General features: G+C 57.8%; 1 protein-coding gene. It reads right to left on the bottom strand.

What is annotated here, in order from left to right:
- On the bottom strand, positions 1-225 hold a 225-nt coding region (locus AAIR21_RS28260; protein WP_434682894.1), incomplete at both ends, for a DUF2913 family protein.

Raw genomic sequence — 225 nt, 5'->3', positions numbered from 1 at the left:
CTACCGCGTTAACCCAGCCCTGCGCCCTGAGATATTCGATAGCGTGGGTCAGACGAAATAAATCCGACTGCTGCGTTACCGGCTCCGTGCAGGACTGGTAGAGGTATTCCAGCCGCTTTAACAATCCTGCTGCGGGACCTTTCTGACGCCCGAGTCGAAGCAGGCTGTCAATATCCGGTGCCACTGAGCGGGGAAAACGCCGCTGTTTTTGCGCGTCAGCAAGCC

Source organism: Enterobacter sp. PTB (genome assembly GCF_051130085.1).
GTDB classification, from domain to species: domain Bacteria; phylum Pseudomonadota; class Gammaproteobacteria; order Enterobacterales; family Enterobacteriaceae; genus Enterobacter; species Enterobacter ludwigii.
The sequence above is the reverse complement of the archived record's forward strand: the minus strand, read 5'-3'. Positions and strand labels throughout refer to the sequence as shown.